Annotated in this window: 15 protein-coding genes; 10 read left to right on the top strand and 5 right to left on the bottom strand. The window is 49.8% G+C overall.

Annotation, left to right across the window (positions count from 1 at the left end; translation table 11 throughout):
* Positions 1–222 precede the first annotated feature (222 nt).
* A complete protein-coding gene (gene clpX / locus ACTHUE_RS02280; RefSeq protein ID WP_070695339.1) occupies positions 223–1,488 on the top strand; it encodes an ATP-dependent Clp protease ATP-binding subunit ClpX in 1,266 nt (421 codons plus the stop codon).
* Positions 1,489–1,696: 208 nt separating this feature from the next.
* On the opposite strand, the gene ACTHUE_RS02275 is transcribed toward clpX, so the two are convergent.
* Complete coding sequence (locus ACTHUE_RS02275; protein WP_004519367.1) at positions 1,697–2,032, bottom strand: hypothetical protein; 336 nt, start codon at positions 2,030–2,032, stop codon at positions 1,697–1,699.
* A 430-nt stretch (positions 2,033–2,462) separates the two neighbouring features.
* Here ACTHUE_RS02275 and ACTHUE_RS02270 point away from each other — a divergent pair, with 430 nt between their 5' ends.
* The gene (locus ACTHUE_RS02270) at positions 2,463–3,857 is read left to right on the top strand and encodes a DEAD/DEAH box helicase (protein ID WP_100066635.1); all 1,395 of its coding nucleotides are present in this window, start codon (positions 2,463–2,465) and stop codon (positions 3,855–3,857) included.
* Positions 3,858–4,040: 183 nt separating this feature from the next.
* Here the strand turns inward: ACTHUE_RS02270 and acnB are convergent, their stop codons facing one another.
* Both acnB and ACTHUE_RS02260 read right to left on the bottom strand, forming a co-directional pair.
* The gene (gene acnB, locus ACTHUE_RS02265; protein WP_004519365.1) at positions 4,041–6,626 is read right to left on the bottom strand and encodes a bifunctional aconitate hydratase 2/2-methylisocitrate dehydratase; all 2,586 of its coding nucleotides are present in this window, start codon (positions 6,624–6,626) and stop codon (positions 4,041–4,043) included.
* Positions 6,627–6,825: 199 nt separating this feature from the next.
* Positions 6,826–7,863, bottom strand: coding sequence for a sensor histidine kinase (locus tag ACTHUE_RS02260; RefSeq protein ID WP_004519364.1), 1,038 nt, complete (start codon positions 7,861–7,863; stop codon positions 6,826–6,828).
* Between the two features lie 92 nt (positions 7,864–7,955).
* On the opposite strand from ACTHUE_RS02260, the gene argH reads away from it, so the two are divergent.
* Positions 7,956–9,335 carry an argininosuccinate lyase gene (gene argH / locus ACTHUE_RS02255; protein WP_440361148.1) on the top strand — a complete coding sequence of 460 codons (1,380 nt, stop codon included), beginning with the start codon at positions 7,956–7,958 and terminating at the stop codon, positions 9,333–9,335.
* A gap of 166 nt (positions 9,336–9,501) precedes the next feature.
* Positions 9,502–10,026 (top strand): hypothetical protein, encoded by a 525-nt coding sequence (locus ACTHUE_RS02250; protein ID WP_107867753.1) that lies wholly within the window; start codon positions 9,502–9,504, stop codon positions 10,024–10,026.
* Between the two features lie 50 nt (positions 10,027–10,076).
* Here ACTHUE_RS02250 and fumC read toward each other — a convergent pair whose 3' ends face one another.
* Entirely contained in the window at positions 10,077–11,465 is a 1,389-nt protein-coding gene (gene fumC / locus ACTHUE_RS02245; protein ID WP_107867754.1) for a class II fumarate hydratase, read from the bottom strand.
* Positions 11,466–11,773: 308 nt separating this feature from the next.
* Here fumC and ACTHUE_RS02240 point away from each other — a divergent pair, with 308 nt between their 5' ends.
* The 6 genes from ACTHUE_RS02240 (at position 11,774) to ACTHUE_RS02215 (ending at position 18,703) form a co-directional block, all read left to right on the top strand.
* The gene (locus ACTHUE_RS02240; protein WP_107867755.1) at positions 11,774–13,693 is read left to right on the top strand and encodes a TonB-dependent receptor; all 1,920 of its coding nucleotides are present in this window, start codon (positions 11,774–11,776) and stop codon (positions 13,691–13,693) included.
* 57 nt (positions 13,694–13,750) lie between these two features.
* The gene (locus tag ACTHUE_RS02235) at positions 13,751–14,728 is read left to right on the top strand and encodes an ABC transporter substrate-binding protein (RefSeq protein WP_049335420.1); all 978 of its coding nucleotides are present in this window, start codon (positions 13,751–13,753) and stop codon (positions 14,726–14,728) included.
* A 212-nt stretch (positions 14,729–14,940) separates the two neighbouring features.
* Positions 14,941–15,738 (top strand): ABC transporter permease, encoded by a 798-nt coding sequence (locus tag ACTHUE_RS02230; RefSeq protein WP_049335418.1) that lies wholly within the window; start codon positions 14,941–14,943, stop codon positions 15,736–15,738.
* Entirely contained in the window at positions 15,738–16,430 is a 693-nt protein-coding gene (locus ACTHUE_RS02225) for an ATP-binding cassette domain-containing protein (protein ID WP_009310824.1), read from the top strand. Before ACTHUE_RS02230 ends, ACTHUE_RS02225 begins: the two co-directional genes overlap by 1 nt.
* 309 nt (positions 16,431–16,739) lie before the next feature.
* Entirely contained in the window at positions 16,740–17,354 is a 615-nt protein-coding gene (locus tag ACTHUE_RS02220; protein WP_049335602.1) for a CadD family cadmium resistance transporter, read from the top strand.
* Positions 17,355–17,605: 251 nt separating this feature from the next.
* Positions 17,606–18,703: an NnrS family protein gene (locus ACTHUE_RS02215; protein ID WP_070695338.1), complete on the top strand. Its 1,098-nt coding sequence runs from the start codon at positions 17,606–17,608 to the stop codon at positions 18,701–18,703.
* Positions 18,704–18,754: 51 nt separating this feature from the next.
* On the opposite strand, the gene pgi is transcribed toward ACTHUE_RS02215, so the two are convergent.
* Positions 18,755–19,713, bottom strand: a 959-nt coding sequence (pgi, locus tag ACTHUE_RS02210; RefSeq protein WP_440423014.1) for a glucose-6-phosphate isomerase, incomplete at its 5' end; no start/stop codon positions are given.

Here is a 19,713-nt window from a genome sequence, read left to right as displayed (position 1 = left end):
GTTGAGAAAACTTTGCGTTTGTTTGCGAGATATTCAAATCCAGCGCCCTCATCTGTTTCTTAGACGATACGGCGCAATGCCTGCTCTGATTTGAAAAAACACAAGATAGTCATTATACTTAGGCTCCCTTGTCAGAGGCATTCCCTCAATCCGGCAATACGCCCGAAATATCTGTTCCCCCTTTACAACACAGCCTCCATACAACCATACGAAGAAATTATTATGTCTGAAGAAAAACGCACCTGTTCATTTTGCGGGAAGTCCGAAAACGACGTTAAAAATCTGATCGAAGGCGAACACGCCTTCATCTGCAACGAATGTGTAGAAACTTGCGGCATGATGCTGCAAGACAACGAATCCGGCGAAATTGAAAACGAGCTTGCCAAAGCAAAAGAAGAAAACACCGAGAAAAAACTGCCTACCCCGGCCGAAATCGTTGCCAACCTCAACGACCACGTTATCGGTCAGGAACACGCAAAAAAAGCGTTGGCAGTATCGGTTTACAACCACTACAAACGCCTGCGCCATCCAAAAGCAGAGGGCAAGGTTGAATTGTCCAAATCCAACATCCTGCTCATCGGCCCTACCGGCTCAGGTAAAACCTTGTTGGCGCAATCTTTGGCGCGCAAACTGGATGTACCTTTTGTCATGGCGGATGCCACAACTTTAACCGAAGCCGGTTATGTCGGTGAAGACGTCGAACAAATCATCACCAAACTTTTGGGTAAATGTGATTTTGACGTTGAAAAAGCCCAGCGCGGCATCGTTTATATCGATGAAATCGATAAAATTTCACGCAAAAGCGACAATCCGTCCATTACGCGCGACGTATCTGGCGAAGGCGTGCAACAAGCCTTGCTGAAACTGATTGAAGGCACGGTAGCCAGCGTTCCCCCTCAAGGCGGCCGCAAACATCCGAACCAAGAATTCATCAACGTTGATACCACCAACATCCTCTTTATTTGTGGTGGCGCATTTGCCGGCTTGGAAAAAGTCATCCGTCAACGTACTGAAAAAGGCGGTATCGGCTTTGGTGCGGCGGTGCACAGTAAAGATGAAAACGCCGATATTTCAGCTCTGTTTGAGACAGTCGAGCCTGAAGATTTGATTAAATTCGGTTTAATTCCCGAGCTTATCGGCCGTCTGCCCGTGATTGCTACATTGACAGAATTGGACGAAGATGCTTTAGTCAACATTTTGACCGAGCCGAAAAATGCCTTGGTCAAACAATATCAAACCTTGTTTGAAATGGAAGATGTCGGCCTTGAGTTTGAAGAAGATGCTTTGCGCAGCATCGCCAAACTAGCAATGGAACGCAAAACAGGTGCGCGCGGCCTGCGCTCTATCGTCGAACGTTGCCTCTTAGACACCATGTACACTCTACCAGATTTGAAAGACGTAGCAAAAGTCGTCATCAATAAAGAGGTCGTGGAAAAAGGCGAACAGCCAAAACTTTTCCGTGAAGACGGCAGCGAATATAAGCAATAAGGTTTATTCTCCGAAAAAGACGTGTACCCGTTACACGTCTTTTTTATTTTCTTAATAAAACCAAAACCATATTTCCTAATAATGCCCTTATACATAAAAAAACAAAGGCCGTCTGAAACATATTCAGACGGCCTTTGTTTTCAAGTTGCTCTAAGTCTGTCTTCATCCGGAGTATTGATGAGAGTGACTTCCTTGAATTTTATGAAGCTTATTTTTTTGCTTTTTTAGCAGCTTTTTTTGCAGGAGCGGCTTTAGCAGCAGGCTCGGATGCGGCAGCTTCAGGAGTAACAGCCTCAGGCGCTGCTACAGGTTCAGAGGCAGCAGGCTCGGAAGCAGCTGATTCAGCGGTACGTTGATAGCCTTTGTCTTTCATGCAGGCGTCAAACACAGCGCGGTCAGCATTTTCACCAGATGCCTGTTGGCATTGGGTCATTGCTTCTTCAACAGTGACGCGTGGCGCTGCCGCTTCTTCAGCAGGTTTGGAAGAAGAACAAGCTGCCAACATCAGGCTACCGGTTGCAAGAGCGATCAATAAAGTTTTCATAATTGTATATTCCTAAATTTTGATTTTATGGTTTACCGTTAAACGGGAGATACAGGCTACAAAACAAGCTCTGCACCTCAATATTGAGTACGTGAGTACAATTTAGTTTCATTTCAGCCTGTAAGTTTTTGATAAATTAATTCTATTGACGTTAAGACAAATGCTTAATCCTCAATAAACTCAAAACCTTGCAGGCCAGTAAATTTTTCTGTTTTTGAACTGTAAAAATATCAAAACTTGGTCAATTCTAGCCGCAACCATCATTTGGGGAGTCCATCTTTTTATGGCATAATGGGCTACTTGACGGATTATTCCGCTCCCCATTTTTTTCAAACCGCAGAATCAAAATCATACTGCGGTTTATCCATTTCAGAATCAGATTTTTCAGACGGCCTCACCATTCAAAAAGCCGTCTGAACAGAAAGCCACCATCATGAATCCTTTCTCTTCACTCGGTTTAGGCAGCGAATTAGTCTCTGCCCTGACCGATCAAGGGTATGAAAACCCGACGCCTATCCAAGCCGCAGCGATTCCTAAAGCCTTGGCAGGACACGATCTTTTGGCCGCAGCACAAACCGGCACAGGTAAAACCGCCGCCTTTATGCTGCCCAGCCTCGAACGCCTGAAACGCTACGCCACATCCAGCACCTCCCCTGCCATGCACCCTGTCCGCATGTTGGTATTAACCCCTACCCGCGAACTGGCCGATCAAATCGATCAAAACGTGCAGGCATACATTAAAAATCTTCCTTTGCGCCATACCGTCCTCTTCGGCGGCGTCAATATGGACAAACAAACTGCCGACTTGCGCGCTGGTTGTGAAATCGTTGTCGCTACGGTTGGCCGACTGCTCGACCACGTCAAACAAAAAAACATTAATTTAAACAAAGTTGAAATCGTCGTACTCGATGAAGCCGACCGTATGCTTGATATGGGTTTCATCGACGATATCCGCAAAATCATGCAGATGTTGCCCAAACAGCGACAAACCCTGCTCTTTTCCGCCACTTTCTCACCGCCTATCCGCAAACTTGCGCAAGATTTTATGCACACGCCCGAAATGGTTGAAGTGGCTGCGCAAAATACCACCAACGCCAATGTCGAGCAACACATCATCGCCGTTGATGCACTCAAAAAGCGCAACCTGCTCGAACGTCTGATTGTTGATTTGCATATGAATCAAGTCATTGTATTCTGCAAAACCAAACAAAGCGTCGATCAAGTTACCCGCGACCTCGTCCGCCGCAACATTGCCGCTCAATCCATCCACGGCGACAAATCCCAACAAAGCCGACTGGAAACCCTCAACGCCTTTAAAGAAGGCACATTACGCGTTTTGGTTGCCACCGATGTTGCTGCGCGCGGTTTGGATATTGCCGAGTTGCCTTTTGTCATCAACTACGAGCTGCCAACCCAACCTGAAGACTACGTCCACCGCATCGGACGCACCGGCCGGGCCGGTGCCGACGGCGTTGCCATTTCCTTGATGGATAAAACCGAACAGAAAATGTTTGAATCCATTAAAGAGCTGACCGGCAGCGATTTGAATGTGGAACGCATCGAAGGCTTTGAGCCGTATTGGTGGGGCAACGACAATCAAGATGAAGCTGAAGCACAACCGGTTCAGCACAACGACAGCCGCTCTCGCCGCGAAGATAGAAACAAACGCAACGAATACGCGAATAAATCAGATAAAAGCTCAAAAAAAGCAGAAGAGAAAAACGATCCGGGTATTGTCTGCGGCAAAATTGCCGGCAGAACACGCCGCAGCCGTCACGAGCGTCAGCCTTGCGCCCTGCTCCAACCTGGTTTTGGCGTAAAGTAAACAACGCTGATTAATCGGTTTTCTGATTATTTATCCTAAGCAAAGGCCGTCTGAAACTTATCTTTCAGACGGCCTTTTATTAAACTAAAAATAAAAAGGACGTGATGAACACGCCCTTTATTTTTCCGTTTCAGACGGCCTTTATTATTTAAGGCCGTCTGAAAATCGGTTTACCTTGCTATATTAAACATTCACTTTCTCGGCTACTTCGTTGTAGCTGTCGATTTCATTGAAGTTCATGTAGCGGTAGATTTGGTCGCCCTGCTCGTTAATGATGCCGATATTGGCTTGGTATTCTTCAACAGTCGGGATTTTACCCAGTTTGGAGCAGATTGCCGCCAACTCAGCCGAGCCGAGGTAAACAAAGGTGTTTTTACCCAAGCGGTTCGGGAAGTTACGGGTAGAAGTGGACATTACAGTCGCACCTTCGTGTACTTGCGCTTGGTTACCCATACACAATGAGCAACCCGGCATTTCCATACGCGCGCCTGCACGGCCGAGTACACCGTAGTGACCTTCGTCAGACAACTCTTTCGCATCCATTTTGGTCGGCGGTGCCATCCACAGACGTACCGGGATGTCGCTCTTGCCTTCCAAGAGTTTGGAGGCGGCGCGGAAGTGGCCGATGTTGGTCATACAAGAACCGATGAACACTTCGTCGATTTTGGTGCCGGAGCGTTCAGACATGAAGCACACGTCGTCAGGGTCGTTCGGGCAAGCAATAATCGGCTCTTTAATGTCGTCCATGTTGATTTCAATCACGGCGGCGTATTCGGCATCTTTATCCGCTTCGAGCAATTCAGGATTTGCCAACCATGCTTCCATGGCTTTGATACGGCGTTCCAAAGTGCGTGAATCTTGATAGCCGTCGGCAATCATGTTTTTCATCAACACAATATTGGATTTCATGTACTCGATAATCGGCTCTTTGTTGAGCTTCACGGTACAGCCAGCAGCAGAGCGTTCGGCAGACGCGTCAGTCAATTCAAAGGCTTGTTCCACTTTCAAATCAGGCAGGCCTTCGATTTCGAGGATGCGGCCGGAGAAGATGTTTTTCTTACCGGCTTTGGCAACAGTCAGCAAACCTTGTTTAATCGCGTACAACGGAATTGCATTTACCAAGTCACGCAGGGTGACGCCCGGTTGCAGTTTGCCGCTGAAGCGTACCAATACAGACTCAGGCATATCAAGCGGCATTACGCCCGTGGCTGCTGCGAAAGCAACCAAGCCCGAACCTGCAGGGAAAGAAATACCGATAGGGAAACGGGTGTGGCTATCGCCGCCTGTACCGACTGTATCAGGCAACAGCAGACGGTTGAGCCATGAGTGAATCACGCCATCACCCGGACGCAGGGATACACCGCCACGGGTAGAGATGAAAGCAGGCAATTCTTTATGAGTTCTCACATCGACAGGTTTTGGATAAGCCGCGGTGTGACAGAAAGACTGCATCACCATATCTGCTGAGAAGCCCAAGCAAGCCAGGTCTTTCAATTCGTCGCGAGTCATCGGGCCGGTAGTATCTTGCGAGCCGACAGTAGTCATGCGTGGTTCGCAGTAAGTACCCGGACGCACGCCTTTGCCTTCCGGCAAACCGCAGGCGCGACCAACCATTTTTTGAGCCAATGTGAAACCGGCTTTGCTTTCAGCTGGCGCTTGAGGCAGACGGAACTCGGTAGAAGCAGGCAATTTCAGTGCTTCGCGCGCTTTGGCAGTCAAACCGCGACCGATAATCAGGTTAATACGGCCACCGGCTTGCACTTCGTCCAGCAATACTTGTGATTTCAATTCAAACTCGGCAACAATCTCGCCGTTTTTCACGATTTTGCCTTCATAAGGCAGGATATCGACGACATCGCCCATTTTCAGAGCAGATACATCGACTTCAATCGGCAATGCGCCGGAGTCTTCTTGAGTATTGAAGAAAATAGGAGCAATTTTGCCACCCAAGCACACACCGCCGAAACGCTTATTCGGTACGAACGGAATATCTTCGCCTGTATGCCAAATCACGGAGTTGGTAGCAGATTTACGTGAAGAACCGGTACCGACCACGTCGCCAACGTAAGCAACCGGATGGCCTTTGGCTTTGAGTTCTTCCAACAATTTAATCGGACCGACTTCGCCCGGTTTGTCAGGATTGATGCCGTCGCGCGGGTTTTTCAACATAGCCAGCGCGTGCAGAGGGATATCAGGACGGCTCCATGCATCAGGTGCAGGAGAGAGGTCGTCTGTATTGGTTTCACCGTCGACTTTGAAGACGGTAACAGTGATTTTTTCTGGAACTTTGGCACGAGAAGTGAACCATTCGGCATCTGCCCAAGATTGCAATACTTCTTGCGCGTATTTGTTGCCTTTTTCGGCTTTTTCTTGAACATCGTGGAAAGAGTCAAACATCAACAGAGTGTGTTTCAGACCATTTGCAGCGATAGGCGCAAGTTTGTCGTTGTCCAAGAGTTCGATGAGTGCATGAATGTTGTAACCGCCAAGCATAGTACCCAACAGCTCGGTAGCATACTCAGGGGAAATCAGCGGACTGGATGCGCTGCCTTCGGCAACGGCAGCCAAAAATGAGGCTTTAACTTTGGCGGCATCGTCCACACCGGGTGGTACGCGGTGAGCCAACAGCTCAACCAAGAACTCACCTTCACCGGCAGGTGGATTTTTCAGCAGCTCAACCAAATCAGCAGTCTGCTGAGCAGTCAGAGGAAGGGCGGGAATACCAAGGGCGGCGCGCTCGGCGGCGGCTTTACGATAGGCTTCTAACATCTCTTTGTTCCTTTTTCTGTTTTTTCTTCTGGATAATTGCAAATGATTTGCAATTAAGGATTGTAAACAATCCTTTTAAGTATCATAGACCAGTTTTCAAAAAATGGGAACAGTTATGTTACTAAGTGTAATAAATTTAAACTATTTTATTTAATGTGTTAATAGTCTAATTATCTAAAGCTGCCCTATTCTAGGCGTTTTAGCCAAACAGACGGGAAACTTCGGCTGATTTTTTACGGTACGGCAATATGATTTCAACGCGGAACAGGCCGTCTGATTGGATATATCTGATTTTCGCGTCGGTGTCATACATCAAAGTCAGGCGCTCTTTCAGATTGCGCAAGGCCATAGAATTACCTTTATGCGGCTTGGTATTTTCGTTGGGTTCCGTTCCGCACGGATTTTCGATACTGATGAAAATAGATGATTTTTCCAATTTTGTTAATACCGTAATTATCCCTGGACGGTGGATAGATTCGACACCATGGAATACGGCATTTTCCAAAAGCGGTTGCAACAACAGATGCGGTGTTTCCGCATCATCAGGCGCATGGTGCTGCCACATGACCTGTACGCGCATATGTCCCATGCGGATTTGCTCGATGGCAATATATTCCTGCGCCCACTCGATTTCCTGTCCTAAGGTACTGTTTTGACTACCGTCGCGCAGTTGTGCGCGGAACAAGTTGGCCAAATTTTCCAGCAAAGTCTCCGCGTCATACGGACGCAGACGGATTAAGCTGATGGCGGCATTCAAGCTGTTAAACAAGAAATGCGGACGGATACGCGCTGTCAACGCGCTCAGTCTGGCTTCGGAAATGGAAGGCGCAAGGCTATTGCGACGGGCTGCTTCGATGTACATGAAACTGAAACAAAAAAAGGTCAGCAAGAAGAAGTGTTGAATCAGCAGCCAAATTTCCGTCTTCAAAATCACTAGATCGACAAACAAGAAAATCAGCAGGTTGGAGACGTAGGAAACCACAACGCTGTACTGCGAGCGAAGCAGGGAAGGCGCAAATGCCTGTAAGAAATAGACCTTGAGTAAAATTAAGAGGATGACGGGGCAAGCCCATGAAAAATGTTGGAAAATCTGTTCCGGATAAGGCACACCCGATACCGTCATCAACGGAAAGATAAACAAACTGATTAATAAAACAATAAGCAGGCGCACCAAAGTTGCGGAATTGCGCAAATCCGGCACTGCGAAATTCTGGTTTATTTGACGTATAATAGACATGATTTCAACCGTTTTCTTTCATAATGTATAGACGGGTCTGCTATATTGAAGACGTAGACCCTGTTTTTTATTTATATTTTAAGGATGCTGATATGAGCAAGGACAAAACCTGGTCAGGCCGTTTTAACGAACCTGTTTCCGAGCTGGTCAAAAAATATACCGGCTCGATTGATTTTGACAAACGGCTGGCAGAATGGGACATCCAAGGCTCGCTGGCACACGCGCAAATGCTGACACAGTCGGGCGTTTTGAGCGAAGACGACCTCTTTGCCATCCGTCAGGGCATGGCCGAGATTATAGCAGAAATCAAGGAAGGAACGATTTCCTGGTCGCTGGATTTGGAAGATGTCCACATGAACATCGAACGCCGCCTCACCGACAAAATCGGCGATGCCGGCAAACGCCTGCACACCGGCCGCAGCCGCAACGACCAAGTCGCTACCGACATCCGCCTGTGGCTGCGCGACCAGATTACCGTCATTCAAGACCTGATTCAAAACCTTCAGACGGCCTTGGTTGATTTGGCGGAACAAAACGCCGAAACCGTCATGCCCGGCTTTACCCACCTGCAAGTTGCCCAGCCGGTCAGCTTCGGGCATCACATGCTCGCCTACGTTGAAATGCTCGGCCGCGATTTCGAGCGCATGGTCGACTGCCGCAAACGCGTCAACCGTATGCCGCTCGGCGCCGCAGCCCTTGCCGGTACCACCTACCCGATTCAGCGCGAAATCACCGCCGAGCTATTGGGATTTGAGCAAATCTGCCAAAACTCGCTCGATGCCGTGTCTGACCGCGATTTTGCCATTGAGTTCACAGCCGCCGCTTCCCTGATTATGGTTCACCTGAGCCGTCTTTCCGAAGAATTAATTTTATGGATGAGCCCGCGTTTCGGTTTTATCGACATCGCCGACCGTTTCTGCACCGGCTCGTCCATCATGCCGCAAAAGAAAAATCCCGACGTACCCGAACTCGTGCGTGGCAAATCCGGTCGCGTGATTGGCCACCTGATCGGCCTGGTTACCCTGATGAAATCGCAACCTTTGGCATACAACAAAGACAATCAGGAAGACAAAGAGCCTTTGTTTGACACTGCCGACACGCTTATCGACACGCTGCGCATTTACGCCGACATGATGCGCGGCGTCACCGTCAAACCCGACAACATGCGCGCCGCCGTAATGCAGGGTTTTGCAACGGCTACCGACTTGGCGGACTACTTGGTGAAAAAAGGCATGCCTTTCCGCGACAGCCACGAAGTCGTTGCCCAAGCCGTGCGCCATGCCGATGAAGCTGGCGTTGATTTGAGCGAATTGCCGCTCGAAGTCCTGCAAGGTTTTAGCAGTTTGATTGCCGATGATGTTTACAGCGTGCTGACACCTGAAGGCAGCTTAAACGCGCGCAACCACTTGGGCGGCACCGCGCCTGAACAAGTCCGTTTCCAAATTAAACGCTGGCGTGAGTTGTTGGCTTAAACCCATCTAAACACATAATAAAAGGCCGTCTGAAAATTTTCAGACGGCCTTTTGATTACCTGTGTTACACTCAACCTCACAATAAAAACAGATAAAACCTAAACTTACCTTCAAACGAGAAAACACGCCTCCTGACTTTGCCGCCATTTTCAAAAAAGGAGCGAGGATGAAAAACATTGTCTTAAAATTGGCTATGATCTGCCTATTCAGCGGCTGCTATGCCGTATTCGTCGCCTGGGAAAATGGCGGATTCAGCCAGCTCCATGATTTCCAAGCAATAGAGCGCAACGGCATGAGCGCATACCTTCATCAAACCTCCGCCGCCACCATGCAAGCTGAAAAAAACGAGCTGTCGATTTTGCAAAACAACCAAAACAGCTTAGCCTCTTGCGTCGGCATTGAAGCTTTATGCGAACACGCCAAGCCGGGCATCTGGGTTGAACATGCCCAATTCTTACAACACAAGGACACAGGCAAATTATTGGTACTTTCGTTGGAGTATTTGGAAAACAATGACACCGCCAAAACCCTACATAACCGCTATTCTGCATTGCTCCTACCCCAAGCAGACAGAAAGGAAGCGTGGCACTACGCCTGGCGTACATTTTTAAGGTCAGTGACTTTCCTACTGCTCTTCAATTTACTGTCAATGATTTTTGCCCTATTCGAAGAAAAGACAAGCGAAGCATAAAAACATGCCGTCTGAACACATTTTCAGACGGCATGTTTCATTATTAAAGCTTAACGCGGATGAACCATATCGGCAGGAACAACCAATTCGTCAAACTCTTCGCCTGTCAACAAGCCCAGTTCAATGGCGGTTTCGCGCAACGATTTATCGTTTTTATAGGCGGTTTTGGCGACTTTGGCGGCGTTTTCGTAACCGATTTTGCGGTTTAACGCAGTAACCAGCATCAGGGAATGGTGCAGGAAATAGTCGATTTTTTCCGGTACGGGTTCGATGCCGACGGCGCAGTTTTCATTGAAGCTGTTGCACGCATCGCCCAACAGGCGGATGGATTGCAAGAGGTTGTAAGCGATAACGGGCATATAGACGTTCAGCTCGAAGTTGCCCGACGCACCCGCCATGCCGATGGTAACGTCGTTGCCGAACACTTGGCAGCACACCATGGTCATCGCTTCGCATTGGGTCGGGTTGACTTTGCCCGGCATGATGGACGAACCCGGCTCGTTTTCGGGGATTTTGATTTCGCCCAAACCGCAACGCGGGCCGCTTGCCAGCCAGCGGATGTCGTTGGCGATTTTGTTCAAGCTTGCCGCCAGCGTTTTCAGTGCGCCCGAAGCGGCAACGGCGGCATCGCGTCCGCCCAAGGCTTCAAATTTATTCGGCGCGCTGACAAACGGCAGACCGGACAGTTCGGCAAGTTTGGCGGCGGCTTTTTCGGCGTATTCGGGATGGCTGTTCAAACCCGTACCGACTGCCGTGCCGCCTAAGGCGAGTTCGTATAAACCTTTGAGCGCGTCGTTCAGACGGCCTAAGCCGTGATCAAGCTGGGAAACGTAGCCGGAAAACTCTTGTCCTAAAGTCAACGGCGTTGCGTCCTGCAAATGGGTACGGCCGATTTTGACGATGGGGGCAAATTCTTTGGCTTTTTTGTCCAATGTGTCGCGCAGGGCTTTTACTGCCGGAATAAGGTGGCGGTTGATTTCAATCGCGGCAGCAACGTGGATGGCGGTTGGGAACGCATCATTGGTCGATTGCGCGTGGTTCACATGGTCGTTGGGATGGACGGGCTGATACGCCGCCAAACCCGTACCGGCGATTTCGTTGGCACGGTTCGCCAGCACTTCGTTCATGTTCATATTGGACTGCGTACCGGAACCGGTCTGCCACACTACCAATGGGAACTGCCCGTCGAGCTTACCGTTCAACACATCATCCGCCGCCTGCGTAATCAAATCCGCCTGCTCGGGCTTAATCCTGCCGAGGTCGACATTGGTGGCGGCGGCGGCTTTTTTCACCAGCGCCAAAGCATAAATCAGTGGCTGCGGCAGGGTTTCGCCGCCGATTTTGAAATTATTGCGGCTGCGCTGGGTCTGCGCGCCCCAATAGGCTTCGGACGGGACTTCGACATTGCCCATGGTGTCGTGTTCGGTACGGGTGCTCATGCGTTTCTCCTATATTTAAACAGAAATAATAATGATTCGTAAATTTATTATACCCAGCAAAAGGCCGTCTGAAAAGAGAGAGGTTTTCAGACGGCCTTTTGCTTTATCAACCTGAAATATTAATAGAAGATAAAACCCGATTTCGGAGCAAACACAACCTGCGCCGCCACTCCCCTCTTCTAAAAATTTTCCTCCTTGCCGATTTGTATTTTGCGCTAGGTGTTTATCGACAATAAATACCTTATCGTTTCTTTACTTTGTTTTTCTCCAAGAGCATAATGAATAAAAATGATTATCAGGAGATGAAGATGAAACGAAAACATTTGGTTTACCTGTTAATGAGCAGTTTTGCCGCCGCAAACGGTTTTGCCGAAACCTTGGCAGACCCCGATGAAATCCAGCCTGTCAAAACCTTTTCCCCTCCCAAACCGATTGCTCCGACCGCCGCTCAAGGTTATTTCCCCGAAAACCAATTCGACCGCACCGACCGTAGCGATCATTACTTTGTTACCGAAAACATAGACCAAGCCTTCCGTCCTCTGAAAGCAAACAGCGGCTTTTACGGCAAAAGTTTTTACAATTCCATTACCGCGCAAGCGCGCGGGGCAAAAGTGTATGGCGTGGCCAACCTCAATCACACCAAGGCCAACGGCTATAAAGACGGCGACGGCAATCAGACCGATTGGAAATACAGCCGTTTTAATCAAGCTTTGGTACTCGGTTTCGTGCCATCTGAAAATCAAGAATACCGCCTCACCTACCTACACGACGACATCAACAACGACCGCCAGCCGCAGTTCGTCAACGATGCATTGGACACCGAACGCCACATCGCCAAACTCAACGCGCGTTGGGGCAATGCCGATTTGAGCAATACGGTCAGCGCGGAAGCAGGCATCATCAAACTCAAACGCCATGCCGACAATTACTCCCTGCGCCCAAACAACACGCCGCAACAAATGTTTGTAGAACTTGACCGCAAAGTGTACGACTTCTCGCTCAAACACGACGCGGACTTCGGCAAATTCCACAACAACGCCGCCGTCAGCTACCGCAACGACAGCCAAAACGGCGAGCGCAACGCCCACACCGCCATGCGCGACTTCCTCAACGGCTACCGTTTCGCCGATGTACACCTCGACCGCTGGCGCATTGCCGATACCCTGTCTTACAAGTTCAACGACCAACACAAACTGGGTTTGGGCTTAAGCTACGAAATCAACGAAGCGGACGTACGCAAAAATACGGCACAGCCCGCCCATCCGATGAACCGCAACCTTGCCTTCGCCTCATCACAACAAATTTGGAAAACCCATTACGGCTACGACTTCAACGGCAAAGTGCGCCGTCATGCCTTCTCCGGTGAACTCAAATATGATTTCACGCCGTCTGAAACGCAAAAATACAGCGTTTCCCTTGCTCACTTAGAACGAATCGGCGACAACACCGAACGCTTCAACTCGCTTGCCGCCATCGTACAAAACCGCATGAACGGCGCACTGATGAACCAAAATTCAGCCGCCGCCATCGCAGGCAATCCCCTGCTGAAAACCGAAAAACACAACCGCATCAAGCTCACCGCCGACAGCCGCAACGACTACTACAACGGCTACATGAACTCGCTCGCAGGCGCGGGCTGGAACGTGGGAGGCACGCTTGTAGCGGACAAAGTCAAAGACCTGATTATTTTTGACCGCGCACATGGACAAAGCGGCACAGCCTCCAACGGCGGCGGCATCATCACACGCAACGTAGACGCTCGATTGTTTACCGCGCAGGCCTACGCGCGTTACAACTTCAATCCGCATTGGGCGGCAGGCATCAAAGCCGCCTACAACTACGGACACAACGAAACTGACGGCAGGCCGCTCTATCAAATCCGCCCGTTTGAAGCCGCCGTCCAAGCCGACTACAAAAACTACTTTGCCCACGGCAGCTACAACATCGGCGCAGCAACACGCTTTGTCGCCAAACAAACGCGCGGCGATTTTGACGCGGCAAGAGGTCTGGGCATAGACAAACGCGAAGCCGCCAAAGGCTTTACCGTTGCCGACCTTTACGCAGGCGTAAACATCAAAGACAAATACGGCTTGCGCTTGGGCGTAAACAACGTGTTCAACAAAAAATACGCCGAACACATCAGCGGCGACCACGTCCTCGCCCTGTCGCCCAGTGTGGTGTATGCACCGGGCAGGACATATTGGTTGAGTTTGCATGCGGCTTTTTAAAATCAGGCCGTCTGAAAGAATGCCTACACTGGCTTATTAAGAATTAGGAGATAAAAAATGGACATGAAAAGACGCGATTTCTTAAAAATGACCGCCGCTCTGGCAGCCGCAGGCGTTTCGCCTTCATTGTTGGCAGCCGGTAAAGAACAATTTACCGTGTACGGCGCACCGGCAATGCCCAGCGTAACCATTGCCGTAGCGGCGTTGCAAGGCAAGCTGGCGAAACAGGCAGATGTATCGCTGAAAATCTGGCGTTCGCCCGACCAACTGCGCGCAGGCGTAGCAAGCGGACAATTTAAAGTGATGATGAGCCCGAGCAATGTCGGCGTAAACCTGCGCAACCAAGGGCAGAAAGTCGGCATGGTCAATATTTTGACCAACGGCATCACGCAGCTGATGTGCAAAGGCAGTGCGATTGCCTCGCCTCAGGATTTGGTCGGCAAAAAAATCCTCGTACCGTTTAAAAATGATATGCCCGACATCGTGCTGCAAGCCTTACTGAAAAAACTGAAAATCGACGCGCACAAAGTCGGCATCACTTACACCGCCACGCCGCCGGAAGCAGTCGGACTGTTTTTGAGCAAGGACTACCACGCTGCCATCCTGCCCGAACCGATGGCAACCGCCAGCCTACTTAAAGGCAAAACCATGGGCGTAAACGTCGTGCGTGGATTTGACTTGGTGAAAGCATGGGGACAGGCGTTTGACACCAAACCGCTGATTCCGATGGCAGGCATCATCGCCAACGAAGAATATTTCCACGCACACAAAGCGCAGTTCGACATCTTCCATCAGGATTTGAAAAACGCGCTCAACTGGATACTCGCCAACCGTCAGAGCGCCGCGAAAATCGGCAAAAACTACCTCCCCGCCCCCGAACCCGCCCTAGTCATGGGCTTGGACGGCGCGCGGCTGACGGTAACCAAAGGCAGCGAAGTGAAGAACGAGATTTTGAAGTTTTACGAAATCCTGATGCAGTTCAACCCGAAACTCTTGGGCGGCAAGCTGCCGGATAACGGGTTCTTCTTAGCTTAAAAGAGGAGAGAGGCCGTCTGAAAATAGTGAAAGCCATTGAAATTTGACTTATCATTTTTCAGACGGCCTGTTAGGACATTATCAGCAGCGTAGGTCGGATTCTTGAATCCGACATTTCGGCTAAATGGGGGCTGTCGGATACGAGTATCCGACCTACTTTTTTCAGACGGCCTATCCTTGCCAAAACATAACGACAAACCAACACCCAAACCATGATTAAAACCGACAAAATCCGCAAACCGCAGCCTGCGCTGTTTTACATCATCGACTACCTTTGGAGCGGCTTTGCCGGTCTAGGCGTGGCGATGGTAGTGGTGGCGTTGTGGGCGTGGGGCAGTGCCGTGTTCGGCGAGTTTATGCTGCCTGCGCCGGTGGAGGTGTTTCAAAAATCTTTGGCTTTATTGAAACATTTTCAGGAAAACGAAATCGGGATTTCGCTGTGGCGGTCGGTGGTGGGGATTTCGGTTGCGCTGGTAGCGGGATTGGCGGCGGGACTGGTGGCGGGCAGTTTTAAGACGGCGATGGCATTGCTTAAACCTGTGATTACGACTTTGTTGGCGATGCCGCCGATTATTTGGGTGGTGATGGCTCTGTTTTGGTTCGGGTTCGGCAATCCGAGCGTGCTGTTTACCATCATTGTGTTGGTTGCGCCGCTGACGTTTGCGAGTGCGGCGGTCGGGATGGCGAGCGTGAACAAGCAGCATGAGGAATTGTTTGACGCTTATAAATTAGGCCGTCTGAAAAAAATCCGTTATCTGTATATCCCGCATCTGACGGGTTATGTGATTTCCAGCATCGGCGTGGCGGTGGCGATGGGGGTGAAGGTGGTGATTATGGCGGAACTCTTGGGCGCGAGCGAAGGCGTAGGCGCGCGGATTGCAGACGCGAGGGCGATGCTGGAGACTTCGACGGTGATGGCTTATGTGGTGTTGGTTATCGTGTTTGTGTCACTGTTTGAATACCTGATTACCAAACCTTTGGAAATTTTGTTTATGCCGTGGAGGAGATGATGCTCTGTCTTGAAAACGTGCGTTTTGAAATTCTCCGCGACCCCATCGTGCGCGATTTCAGTTTGAACCTGCAACATGGCGAAGTGAAAGCTTTGTTCGGGCCGAGCGGCTGTGGCAAGACGACGGTTTTGCGTTTGATTGCGGGCTTGGAAACGCCGAAATCGGGCACGATACGCAATACTTTCCGCAAAACGGGTTTTCTGTTTCAGGAAAACCGCCTGCCGGGAAACTTGACCGCGATGCAGAATATCGCTATTTTTATGGACAAACCCGATGAAGGCGAAATCATCGCGCTGGCGGCGAAAGTCGGGCTGACTGCGGGCGATTTGAACAAATATCCGACCGAATTGTCCGGCGGCATGGCGAAACGGGTAGCATTTTTGCGCCTGCTGCTGTGCGGCTGCGACCTTGCCTTGCTGGACGAGCCGTTCGTCGGTTTGGACCGCGATTTGCGCGATATTTTGGTCGCCATGCTGGTGGAAAAAATCGAGCGGCAGGGCATGGCGTGTATGCTGGTAACGCACGACCGCTTCGAAGCCGCACGCCTGAGCCATGAAATCATGCTGCTTTCCACTAAGGGCATGAACGTGCAAAACGTGATTACCCTGCCTACGCCGCTGTCCGAACGCGATTCGGCTTTTGAAGAAGCCGTGGTGGCAAGAGAGTTTCAGGGGATTCATTATTATGAGTGATAGGAATTTAAATTTCTGACAAACCTTGCGGTTCGTTGCCCTCTCCCTAACCCTCTCCCACGGGGAAAGGGGATCAGGTTTCTCAAAATCAGAGAGCCGTAGAATTGGGAATCAGATGTCAGGTAAACCTGAAAATGTTCAGGCTCGACAGCCCAATTCCCTCTCCCCGTGGGAGATGGCTAGGGAGAGGGTAAGCAAGCCGCAGGCTTGCCTCTTTAGCGAAAGATACGAATCTGTTATCCGAACGCGATTCGGTTTTTGAAAAAGCCGTGGTGCCAAGGGGGCAGGGGATTCATTATGAGGTGCTTTATGTTTTCGACTGTGATTACTGCTGCTGTTTTATATATTGCTACAGCAGTAGATTTGTTGGTAATACTATTAATATTTTTTGCTAGAGCAAATACTAGAAAAGAATATCGAGATATTTATATCGGACAATATTTAGGTTCTGTAATTTTAATATTAGTTAGTTTATTTCTAGCTTTTGTTTTGCATTATGTTCCGGAAAAATGGGTGTTGGGTTTATTAGGTTTAATACCGATTTACTTAGGTATTAAAGTTGCTATTTACGACGATTGTGAGGGCGAAAAAAGAGCTAAAAAAGAATTGGATGAAAAAGGGTTGTCAAAATTAGTCGGTATTGTTGCTTTGGTTACAGTTGCTAGTTGTGGTGCAGATAATATTGGACTTTTTGTTCCTTACTTTGTGACTTTAGATCTTGTCGACTTATTAGTTACTCTTCTTGTATTTTTAATATTGATTTTTGTTTTAGTATATACAGCACAAAGATTGGCTAATATTTCAGGTGTTGGTGAAATTGTAGAGAAGTTTAGTCGTTGGATAATGGCTGTTATTTATATTGGTTTAGGGTTATTTATTATTATTGAAAATAATACAATTCGAACAATAATATCAATAATATGAATGATACGGGCATTTGAGTATCTGACAAACCTTGCGGTTCGTTGCCCTCTCCCTAACCCTCTCCCACGGGGAGAGGGAATCAGGTTTCTGAAAATCAGAGGGCGCTCGACAGCCTAATCCCCTCTCCCCGTGGGAGAGGGCTAGGGAGAGGGCAAGCAAGCCGCAGGCTTGCCTCTTTGGCGAAAAATACAACCCTGTCCGCCCAATAAATCCATATCCGAAAGCATCTTCATGCAGAATCAAGCCAAGCCATGAATAAATTTTTCACCCACCCCATGCGGCCGTTTTTTGTCGGTGCGGCGGTACTTGCCATATTCGGCGCGTTGGTGTTTTTCATCAGCCCCGGTGCCGTCATTTTGCACCGCCAAATCTTCTTAGAACTCATGCTGCCTGCGGCATACGGCGGCTTCCTGACTGCCGCCATGCTCGAATGGACGGGCTATCAAGGCCGTCTGAAACCTGTCGCTACTTTGATGGCGGCATTGTTGCTCGCCGCATCCGCCATACTGCCCTTTTCGCCGCAAACTGCCTCGTTTTTCGTTGCCGCCTATTGGCTGGTATTGCTGCTGTTTTGCGCCTGGCTGATTTGGCTTGACCGAAACACTGACAACTTTGCCCTACTAATGCTGCTTGCCGCGTTTACCGTTTTTCAGACGGCCTATGCCGTCAGCGGCGATTTAAACCTGTTGCGTGCGCAAGTACATCTGAACATGGCGGCGGTCATGTTTGTATCCGTCCGCGTCAGTATTCTTTTGGGCGCGGAAGCCCTTAAAGAATGCCGTCTGAAAGACCCTGTTTTTATTCCAAATATCGTTTATAAAAACATCGCCATCACCTTCCTGCTGCTGCACGCCGCCGCCGAACTTTGGCTGCCAGTGCAAACCGCCGGTTTTACCGCGCTTGCCGTCGGCTTTATCCTGCTCGCCAAGCTGCGTGAGCTTCACCATCACGAACTCCTGCGCAAACACTACGTCCGCACTTATTACCTGCTCCAACTCTTTGCCGCCGCAGGCTATCTGTGGACAGGCGCGGCGAAACTGCAAAATCTGCCCTCCTCCGCCCCATTACACCTGATTACCCTCGGCGGCATGATGGGGGGCGTGATGATGGTGTGGCTGACCGCCGGGCTGTGGCACAGCGGCTTTACCAAACTCGACTACCCCAAGCTCTGCCGCATTGCCGTCCCCATCCTCTTCGCCGCCGCCGTCTCGCGCGCTGTTTTAATGAACGTGAACCCGATATTCTTCATCACCATTCCTACGATTCTGACCATCGCCGTGTTCGTACTGTATCTTTTCACGTTTGTACCGATATTTCGGGAAAATGCGTTTACGGATGATCCGGAATAAAACAAAAGGCCGTCTGAAACTTTCAAACGGCCTTAGCTTTAAATAAATGCTTTATTTGTTGGCGTTCAAATAAAGATTAATTAGGCGTGTAGTGGAACTGTCGTGTTTTTGCACTTCGGTCTCGCCGGTCAATTCGGCAAGAATGGTTTTGGCCAGTTGTTTACCGAGTTCTACGCCCCATTGGTCAAAGCTGTTGATGCCCCAAATAATGCCTTGAACGAAAGTTTTGTGTTCGTACATGGCAATCAGGCTGCCCATATTGCGCGGGTTGATTTTGTCCATTAGGATGAGGTTGGTCGGGCGGTTGCCTGAGAAGGTTTTGTGCGGAACCAGCTCTTCGATACGCTCTGCTTCCATGCCTTGGGCTTGAAGCTCGGTGCGGACTTCGTCAGGCGTTTTGCCGCGCATAAAGGCTTCGGCTTGGGCAAAGACGTTCGCCAGCAGGATTTCGTGGTGACCGCGCAGGTTGCTGCGTTTTTCAAGGGAGGCGATGAGGTCAATCGGCGTGATGTGCGTACCTTGGTGCAGCAGTTGGAAGAAGGCGTGCTGGCCGTTGATGCCGGTTTCGCCCCAAATAATCGGCGAAGTTTCGTAACCGACCGGTTTACCGTCAAGGGTAACTTGTTTGCCGTTGCTCTCCATGTCGAGCTGCTGGATGAATTTGGGCAGGCGGTGAAGATGTTGGTCGTAAGGCGCGATAACATGGCTGCCGCCGCCGTAGTAATTGATGTACCAGATGCCGATGAGGGCGAGGATGACGGGCATGTTGCGCTCTAGCGGCGTGTTGATGAAGTGTTGGTCCATCAAGTGCGCGCCGTTGAGCATTTCGATGAAGTTTTCTTCGCCGAGATACAGCATAATCGGCAGGCCGATGGCCGACCACAGGCTGTATCGTCCGCCGACCCAGTCCCAAAATTCAAACATATTGGCGGTATCGATACCGAATTCGGCAACGGCTTTTTGGTTGGTCGATACGGCAACGAAGTGTTTGGCCACGGCGCTTTCATCGC

This window comes from Neisseria sp. P0021.S005 (assembly GCF_051956955.1).
The sequence above is the reverse complement of the archived record's forward strand: the minus strand, read 5'-3'. Positions and strand labels throughout refer to the sequence as shown.

Coding starts and splice junctions, on each gene's coding strand:
- fumC (WP_107867754.1), bottom strand. CDS start 11,465: ATGAGCACCCGTACCGAACACGACACCATGGGCAATGTCGAAGTCCCG.
- ACTHUE_RS02220 (WP_049335602.1), top strand. CDS start 16,740: ATGTTTTCGACTGTGATTACTGCTGCTGTTTTATATATTGCTACAGCA.
- ACTHUE_RS02250 (WP_107867753.1), top strand. CDS start 9,502: ATGAAAAACATTGTCTTAAAATTGGCTATGATCTGCCTATTCAGCGGC.
- acnB (WP_004519365.1), bottom strand. CDS start 6,626: ATGTTAGAAGCCTATCGTAAAGCCGCCGCCGAGCGCGCCGCCCTTGGT.
- ACTHUE_RS02275 (WP_004519367.1), bottom strand. CDS start 2,032: ATGAAAACTTTATTGATCGCTCTTGCAACCGGTAGCCTGATGTTGGCA.
- argH (WP_440361148.1), top strand. CDS start 7,956: ATGAGCAAGGACAAAACCTGGTCAGGCCGTTTTAACGAACCTGTTTCC.
- ACTHUE_RS02215 (WP_070695338.1), top strand. CDS start 17,606: ATGAATAAATTTTTCACCCACCCCATGCGGCCGTTTTTTGTCGGTGCG.
- ACTHUE_RS02240 (WP_107867755.1), top strand. CDS start 11,774: ATGAAACGAAAACATTTGGTTTACCTGTTAATGAGCAGTTTTGCCGCC.
- ACTHUE_RS02260 (WP_004519364.1), bottom strand. CDS start 7,863: ATGTCTATTATACGTCAAATAAACCAGAATTTCGCAGTGCCGGATTTG.
- clpX (WP_070695339.1), top strand. CDS start 223: ATGTCTGAAGAAAAACGCACCTGTTCATTTTGCGGGAAGTCCGAAAAC.
- ACTHUE_RS02225 (WP_009310824.1), top strand. CDS start 15,738: ATGCTCTGTCTTGAAAACGTGCGTTTTGAAATTCTCCGCGACCCCATC.
- ACTHUE_RS02230 (WP_049335418.1), top strand. CDS start 14,941: ATGATTAAAACCGACAAAATCCGCAAACCGCAGCCTGCGCTGTTTTAC.
- ACTHUE_RS02235 (WP_049335420.1), top strand. CDS start 13,751: ATGGACATGAAAAGACGCGATTTCTTAAAAATGACCGCCGCTCTGGCA.